Raw genomic sequence first — 7,370 nt, forward strand, 5'->3', positions numbered from 1 at the left:
ACGTCAAGGCCTACGGTCGTAGGCATGCGAATCGGCGAGCTGGCCGCACGGGCCGGGACCACGACGCGCGCCCTGCGCTACTACGAGGCGCGCGGGCTGCTGCCGGCGCGGCGCGACGGCAACGGGCATCGCACGTACGACGAGGCCGATCTGCGGCTGCTGGAGCAGATCCGGACGCTGCGGGACTTCGGCTTCGAGCTGGAGGAGACGCGGCCCTTCGTGGAGTGTCTGCGCGCCGGGCACCCGGAGGGCGACTCCTGTCCGGCCTCGCTCGCGGTCTACCGGCGCAAGCTGGACGAGCTGGACGGTCTCATGGGGCAGCTGGCGGCGGTGCGGGAGACGGTCGCCGGGCAGCTGCGGCGGGCCGAGCTGGCCCGTGACGCGCTGGCCGCCGAGGCGCTGGTTCCGGGGGGCCCGGAGCCCGTGTGCGAACTGGGAGGGCTTTCGCGATGAGCTTGGTGAGCGGACTGGCCGAGGTGACGGACGCCGATTTCGCGGCGGAGGTGAAGGACTCGGACCTGCCGGTCCTGGTGCAGTTCACGGCCGACTGGTGCGGGCCGTGCCGGCAGCTCGGGCCGGTCCTGAAGGACATCGCCTTCGAGGAGGGCGACCGGCTGAAGATCGTGCAGCTGGACGTGGACCGCAATCCGGAGACGACCGTTGCCTACGGTGTGCTGTCGACGCCCACCCTGATGGTCTTCCGGGACGGCGAGCCGGTGCGGTCGATGGTGGGGGCGCGGCCCAAGCGGCGGCTGCTGGAGGAGCTGGCCGACGTGCTGCGGTGATCGGGGGACCATGCGGTCCCGCCCACGAAAAAATCCCCTGAGCAATTGCGCTCGGGGGATTTCTGTGCGTATATTCAATGGTTCGCGACTTCATTTTGGAAAAGGTCGCGAAGAAGTTCAACGAGCACAGTATATCCGGGCGGGAGCGGAATTGTCAAACACCGAATTTCCGGACGATGAATTGCGGCACGAGCAGGAATTCATCGACGGACTGTACGCGCGCGTGGACGTACTGACCGGCGAGGCCGAGACCTCGGTCACGGACGCGCTCGCCCAGGGCGACAAGCCCATGCAGGCCCGGCTGGAGCGCGACATCCTGGTCGCCGAGCGCTCGGGGCTGCTCGCCGCGCTGAACGCCGTCGACGGCTCGCTGTGCTTCGGCCGGATCGACCTTGCCGACAGCGCCACCCACCACATCGGCCGGATCGGGCTGCGCGAGGACGACGCCGAGCGCACCCCCGTCCTCATCGACTGGCGCGCCGATGTCGCCCGCCCCTTCTACCTGGCCACCGGGCACACCCCGATGGGGCTGCGCCGGCGCCGGCACCTGACCACCGAGGGCCGGACCGTGACCTCGCTGCACGACGAGATCCTGGACCTCGGCGACGCCACCCGCACCGGGTACGAGGACCCGAGCGGCGACGCCGTGCTGCTGGCCGCGCTGAACTCGGCGCGCACCGGCCGGATGAGCGACATCGTGCAGACCATCCAGGCCGAGCAGGACGAGATCATCCGGGCGCCGTACCGCGGGGTGCTGGTGGTCGAGGGCGGACCGGGCACGGGGAAGACGGCGGTCGCGCTGCACCGCGCCGCCTATCTGCTCTACGAGTACCGTGAGCTGCTGGCCCGCCGGGCCGTGCTGATCGTCGGCCCCAACCCGGCCTTCCTCGGCTACATCGGCGAGGTGCTGCCCTCGCTCGGCGAGACCGGGGTGCTGCTGGCCACGGTCGGCGAGCTGTTCCCCGGGGTGAAGGCGACCGCCGTCGACACCCCGCAGGCCGCGGCCGTGAAGGGCCGCGCCGACATGGCCGAGGTGCTCGCCGCCGTCGTACGCGACCGGCAGGCCCTGCCGGACCCGGTGATCGCGATCGAGCACGACCGCGAGGTGCTGATGCTCGACGACGGGCTCGTCGGCGTCGCCCGCGAGCGCACCCGCGCCGCCAAGCTGCCCCACAACGCCGCCCGCGAGCACTTCGAGGGCCACATCCTCAACACCCTGACCGAGCTGTACGCCGAACGCGTCGGCACCGACCCCTACGACGGCAGCAGCCTGCTCGACGCCTCCGACGTCACCCAGATCCGCGACGAACTCGCCGAGAACCCCGAGGTCTGGTCGGCCGTCGACCAGTTGTGGCCCCGGATCACCCCGCAGCGCCTCGTCGCCGACTTCCTCGCCGAACCGCACGACTACCTGCCGGAGGCGGACGCGGACGCGATCCGCAGGCCCGTGTCCCGCGTCTGGACCGTCGCCGACGTCCCGCTCCTCGACGAGGCGGCCGAACTCCTCGGCGAGGACGACCGGTTGGCGCGCGCCCGCGCCGACCGCGAGCGCGAGACCCAGGTCGCCTACGCGCAGGGCGTGCTGGACGTGTCGTACGCGTCCCGGACGTACGAGTTCGAGGACAAGGACGACGACGATTCCGAGGTGCTGTCCGCGCACGACATCATCGACGCCGAGCGGTTCGCCGAGCGGCAGGAGGAGGCGGACCACCGCAGCGCCGCCGAGCGGGCGGCGGGCGACCGCACCTGGGCGTTCGGGCACATCATCGTGGACGAGGCGCAGGAGCTGTCGCCGATGGCCTGGCGGCTGCTGATGCGGCGCAGCCCGACCCGCTCGATGACCCTGGTCGGCGATCCCGCCCAGACCGCCGAGGCGGCCGGTGTGGGCTCCTGGGAGCAGATCCTCGCGCCCTACGTCGAGGACCGCTGGGAGCACACCCGGCTCGGCGTCAACTACCGCACCCCGGCCGAGATCATGGAACTGGCCGCGGCCGTGGTCCGCGCCGAGCACCCGGACTTCGAGCCGCCCAGCTCGGTCCGCGCCACGGGCGTACGGCCCTGGGTGCGGCGGGCGGACGGCGAGCTGCCCGAGGCCGTGGCCAAGGCGGTCGCCGAACTCACCCCGGACGAGGGCCGGCTGGCGGTGATCGCCCCGCGCGAGCTGCACCGCTCCCTGGCCGCCCGGCTGGACGGCGTCACGGCGGGCACCGAGCCCGATCTGACCCGTACGGTCGTGCTGCTCGACCCCCGCCAGGCCAAGGGCCTCGAATTCGACTCGGTCCTGGTGGTGGAGCCGGCCCGGTACGGCACGAGCGACCTGTACGTCGCCCTGACCCGCGCCACCCAGCGGCTCGGGGTGCTGCACACGGGTTCGCTGCCGCGGGGCCTGGCCGACGCCGGAGGGGCCGGATCGAGCTGACCGGTGCGGCGGGCCGCCTCCGGGTGATCATGTGGACGCCCCGTGCCCGGGTCGTTGGTCCGGGCACGGGGCGGGGCGGTTCGCCATGACGACAGGCCCTAGGCCGGGCGCAGCCACACGGTGGCGAGCGGCGGCAGCGTCAGCCGGATGCCGGCGGGGCGGCCGTGGGCGCCCTGTGAGCGCGGTTTGACCGGGTCGGGGTGGACGACGCCGCTGCCGCCGTAGCGGGCCGCGTCGGTGTTCAGGACCTCCTGCCAGGCCGGGATGTCGTCCGGGACGCCGAGGAGGTAGTCGTGGCGGACCACCGGGGACAGATGGGAGATCGCGAGGAGCGGGTTGCCGTCGGCGTCGAGACGCAGGAAGGCGACGACGTTGTCGTCGGCCGCGTCCCCGGTGATCCACTGGAAGCCCGCCGGATCGGTGTCCCGCTGCCACAGGGCCGGGGTGTCCCGGTAGCGGGTGTTCAGGTCCCGTACGAGTTCCCGCACCCCCCGGTGGTCGGCCGCGGCGCCATAGGACGGGTCGAGCAGCCACCAGTCGGGGCCGTGCGCCTCGGACCACTCGGCTCCCTGGGCGAACTCCTGTCCCATGAAGAGGAGTTGCTTGCCGGGGTGGGCCCACATGAAGCCGAGATAGGCGCGGTGGTTCGCGCGCTGCTGCCACCAGTCGCCGGGCATCTTCGAGACCAGTGCCTGCTTGCCGTGCACGACCTCGTCGTGGGAGATCGGCAGGACGTAGTTCTCGCTGTAGGCGTAGACCATCGAGAAGGTCATCTCGTGGTGGTGGTACCTGCGGTGCACCGGCTCGTGCTGGATGTACTGCAGGGAGTCGTGCATCCAGCCCATGTTCCACTTCAGCCCGAAACCGAGCCCGCCGAAGCCGCTCGGGCCCCTGTGGTGGGTGGGGCGGGTGACGCCGTCCCAGGCCGTGGACTCCTCGGCGATGGTGATCACGCCCGGGCAGCGCCGGTAGACGGTGGCGTTCATCTCCTGGAGGAAGGCCACCGCGTCCAGGTTCTCCCGGCCGCCGTGCTCGTTCGGCGTCCACTGTCCCGGCTCGCGCGAGTAGTCCAGGTAGAGCATCGAGGCGACGGCGTCCACGCGCAGGCCGTCGATGTGGAACTCCTCGCACCAGTAGACCGCGTTCGCTACCAGGAAGTTGCGCACCTCGCGCCGGCCGAAGTCGAACTCCAGGGTGCCCCAGTCGGGATGGGCGGCCCGCAGCGGATCGTGGTGCTCGTACAGCGGGCGCCCGTCGAACTCGGCCAGCGCCCAGTCGTCCCGCGGGAAGTGCGCCGGCACCCAGTCCATCAGCACACCGATCCCGGCCTGGTGCAGTCGGTCCACCAGGTACTTGAAGTCGTCCGGGGAGCCGAGGCGGGCCGTCGGCGCGTAGAAGCCGGTGACCTGGTAGCCCCAGGAGCCACCGAAGGGATGCTCGGCGACCGGCATGAGTTCCACGTGCGTGAAGCCCATCTCCTGGACATAGGCGGGCAGTTCCTGGGCCAGCTCGCGGTAGGTCAGTCCGGGCCGCCAGGAGGGCAGATGGACCTCGTACACGGAGAAGGGGGCCTCGTGCACCGGGGTGTCCGCGCGGTGCGCCATCCACCGCGTGTCGGCCCACTCGTGGTGCGAGGCGTGCACGATCGACGCGGTGGCGGGCGGGGTCTCCGTGCGGCGGGCCAGCGGATCGGCGCGCAGGGTGCGGGAGCCGTCCGGGCGGGTGATCTCGAACTTGTACACCTCGCCCTCGCCGATCCCCGGCACGAACAGCTCCCACACCCCCGAGGAGCCCAGCGAGCGCATCGCAAAGCCCGTCGCGTCCCAGAAGTCGAAACCGCCCGCGATCCGCACGCCCCGCGCGTCCGGCGCCCACACCGCGAACCGGACGCCCGCCACTCCCTGATGGCTGGTGACGTGCGCGCCGAGCGCCTGCCACAGCTGCTCGTGCCGGCCCTCGCCGATCAGATGCAGGTCCAGCTCGCCGAGGGTGGGCAGGAAGCGGTAGGGGTCCTCGGTGTCCAGGACCGTCCCCTCGTGCGCCACCAGCAGCCGGTACTCCGGCACCTCGGGCAGCGGCAGCAGCCCCGAGAAGAACCCGTCGCCGTCGTCGTGCAGCTCGGCCCGCAGCGCGTCGGCGACGACCGTGACGGACCGCGCGGACGGCCGCAGGGCCCGTACGGCGACGCCTCCTCGCACCGGGTGGGCGCCCAGCACGGAGTGCGGGTCGTGATGGGTGCCGTGCAGCAGCCGTTCGCGGTCGGTGCGGGAGACGGCGGCCCCCGGGACCTGTTGCGGGGCGGCCGGCTTCTTGGTCGTCACGGACGAGCCTCCTGGTCTTCACGCGGCGAGGCGACGGATCGCCGAGAGCGGTACGGGGAGCCAGTCGGGCCGGTGCCGGGCCTCGTAGACGACCTCGTAGACCGCCTTGTCGGTCTCGTAGGCCCGCAGCAGCACCGGATCGGTGCGCGGATCGCGGCCGGACACCTCCGCGTACCCGCGGCAGTAGGCGGCCCGGCAGGCTCGCGCCCAGTGGGGCGCGGGTGAGCCCGCCGAGTGGGCCGCGTAGTCGAAGGAGCGCAGCATGCCCGCGATGTCCCGCACCGGGGGCTGCGGCAGGCGGCGCTCGGCGGGTGGCCGGGCCGGCTCGCCCTCGAAGTCGATCAGCGACCACCGCCCGGACGGCGAGCGCAGACACTGACCGAGGTGCAGATCCCCGTGGATCCGCTGGGCGGTCCAGGTGCGGCCCCCGGCGGCCAGTTCGGCCAGCGCCCGGTAGGCCGCGCGCAGTCCGCTCTCGTACGGCCGCAGGCCGGGCACCGCCTGGACGGCCGCGGCCAGCCGCTCGGTCATCCCGTCGGCCAGCGAGCGCAGCTGGACCGGGCCGAGGGTGGTCGTCGGCAGGGCGCGGGCGAGCGCGGTGTGCACCTCGGCGGTGGCCCGGCCCAGCTCGCGCGCCTCGGCGACGAAGTCCTCGCCCTTGGCCAGCTCGCGCAGCGCCAGCTCCCAGCCGTCGCTCGCCCCGCTGACGAAGGGCTGCAGCACGGCAAGGACGTACGACTCCGTGTCGATCTCGGCGTGCAGCCAGGCCGTCGGCGCGGGCACCCGTGGGCAGCCCTCGCGGGCCAGCGCCAGCGGGATCTCCAGGTCGGGGTTGACGCCGGGCTCGACCCGGCGCAGCAGTTTCAGGATGAACGTATCGCCGTAGACGATCGACGAGTTGGACTGCTCTGCGGTCATCAGCCGGGCCACCAGGCCCTCGCGGATCTCCTGGCGCGGGTCCCGGGCGAAACGCAGCCCGCCGATGCGGGCCTGGGTGCGCAGGGCCTCCAGGAGCACCTCGGCGGGCCGGGGGTCGTACAGGGCCTCGTACACCGTGCGTCCGGCGAACGGCCCGTCCTGCACATGTCCGATCAGCGCGGGCGCCAGCCGGGGCGGCAGCGCCTCGCGCACGCCTATGAGGAGCTGGTAGCAGTCACCGGGGTGCGGTTCGGCGCCCAGCACGGACGGCTGGTGGACGCGCAGCAGCAGATGGTAGAGGCCCAACTTGCCGTCGGGCGGCAGCAGTTCGGTGGCGGCCACGGGGGTGAACCCGGTGACCGGCCGTCCCTTGCCGGCGAACCAGCGCTGCCTGGGCAGCCATTCGCGCAGCAGGGGATCGAGCGAAGCGAGGAGGTGACCGGTGGTGCGGGGGCTGTCGGGAGGGGTGACCGTTTCCGCCATGGGTGTCACGTCCTTTCCCCGGATCGTCGGGGTGTTACTGATGCGTGCCCTGGGTGGGGCGGTGGAAACCGCCCCACGGGCAGGGGCCTAGCCAGCCTCCCGGCGCAGCCGGAACCAGTAGAAGCCGTGCCCCGCGAGGGTGAGCAGGTACGGCAGCTCGCCGATCGCCGGGAATCGGACCCCGCCGAACAGCTCGACCGGGTGCCGTCCGCAGAACCGGCTCAGGTCCAGCTCGGTGGGCTGGGCGAAGCGGGAGAAGTTGTGGACGCACAGCACCAGGTCGTCCCCTCCCTCCTTCGTCAGGGGGGCTTCCCGGAGGAAGGCGAGCACCGCCGGGTTGGAGGACTGCAGTTCGTCGTAGGAGCCGAGTCCGAAGGCGGGGTTCTGCTTGCGGATCTCGATCATGCGGCGGGTCCAGTGGAGCAGTGAGGACGGCGAGGACAT

Annotated in this window: 6 protein-coding genes; 3 read left to right on the top strand and 3 right to left on the bottom strand. The window is 72.3% G+C overall.

The genetic code is table 11. From position 1 onward, the window contains the following. The first annotated feature begins 24 nt into the window (after window positions 1-24). The 3 genes from AQI95_RS27645 to AQI95_RS27655 all read left to right on the top strand — a co-directional run bounded on the left by AQI95_RS27645 (window position 25) and on the right by AQI95_RS27655 (window position 3,204). Complete coding sequence (locus AQI95_RS27645) at window positions 25-453, top strand: MerR family transcriptional regulator (RefSeq protein ID WP_067129417.1); 429 nt, start codon at window positions 25-27, stop codon at window positions 451-453. Next, a complete protein-coding gene (trxA, locus tag AQI95_RS27650) occupies window positions 450-785 on the top strand; it encodes a thioredoxin (protein ID WP_067129419.1) in 336 nt (111 codons plus the stop codon). Before AQI95_RS27645 ends, trxA begins: the two co-directional genes overlap by 4 nt. 181 nt (window positions 786-966) lie before the next feature. Then, the gene (locus tag AQI95_RS27655; protein WP_244188867.1) at window positions 967-3,204 is read left to right on the top strand and encodes a HelD family protein; all 2,238 of its coding nucleotides are present in this window, start codon (window positions 967-969) and stop codon (window positions 3,202-3,204) included. 98 nt (window positions 3,205-3,302) lie between these two features. On the opposite strand, the gene glgB is transcribed toward AQI95_RS27655, so the two are convergent. From glgB to AQI95_RS27670, 3 genes are all read right to left on the bottom strand, one after another. After that, a complete protein-coding gene (gene glgB / locus AQI95_RS27660) occupies window positions 3,303-5,525 on the bottom strand; it encodes a 1,4-alpha-glucan branching enzyme (protein WP_067129421.1) in 2,223 nt (740 codons plus the stop codon). Between the two features lie 18 nt (window positions 5,526-5,543). Next, window positions 5,544-6,926, bottom strand: coding sequence for a maltokinase N-terminal cap-like domain-containing protein (locus AQI95_RS27665; RefSeq protein WP_067129423.1), 1,383 nt, complete (start codon window positions 6,924-6,926; stop codon window positions 5,544-5,546). An 87-nt stretch (window positions 6,927-7,013) separates the two neighbouring features. Then, window positions 7,014-7,370 (bottom strand): alpha-glucosidase C-terminal domain-containing protein (locus AQI95_RS27670; RefSeq protein WP_067129425.1); only part of this gene is annotated, 357 nt, incomplete at its 5' end.

The sequence above is a fragment of the Streptomyces yokosukanensis genome (assembly GCF_001514035.1).
Lineage (GTDB): Bacteria > Actinomycetota > Actinomycetes > Streptomycetales > Streptomycetaceae > Streptomyces > Streptomyces yokosukanensis.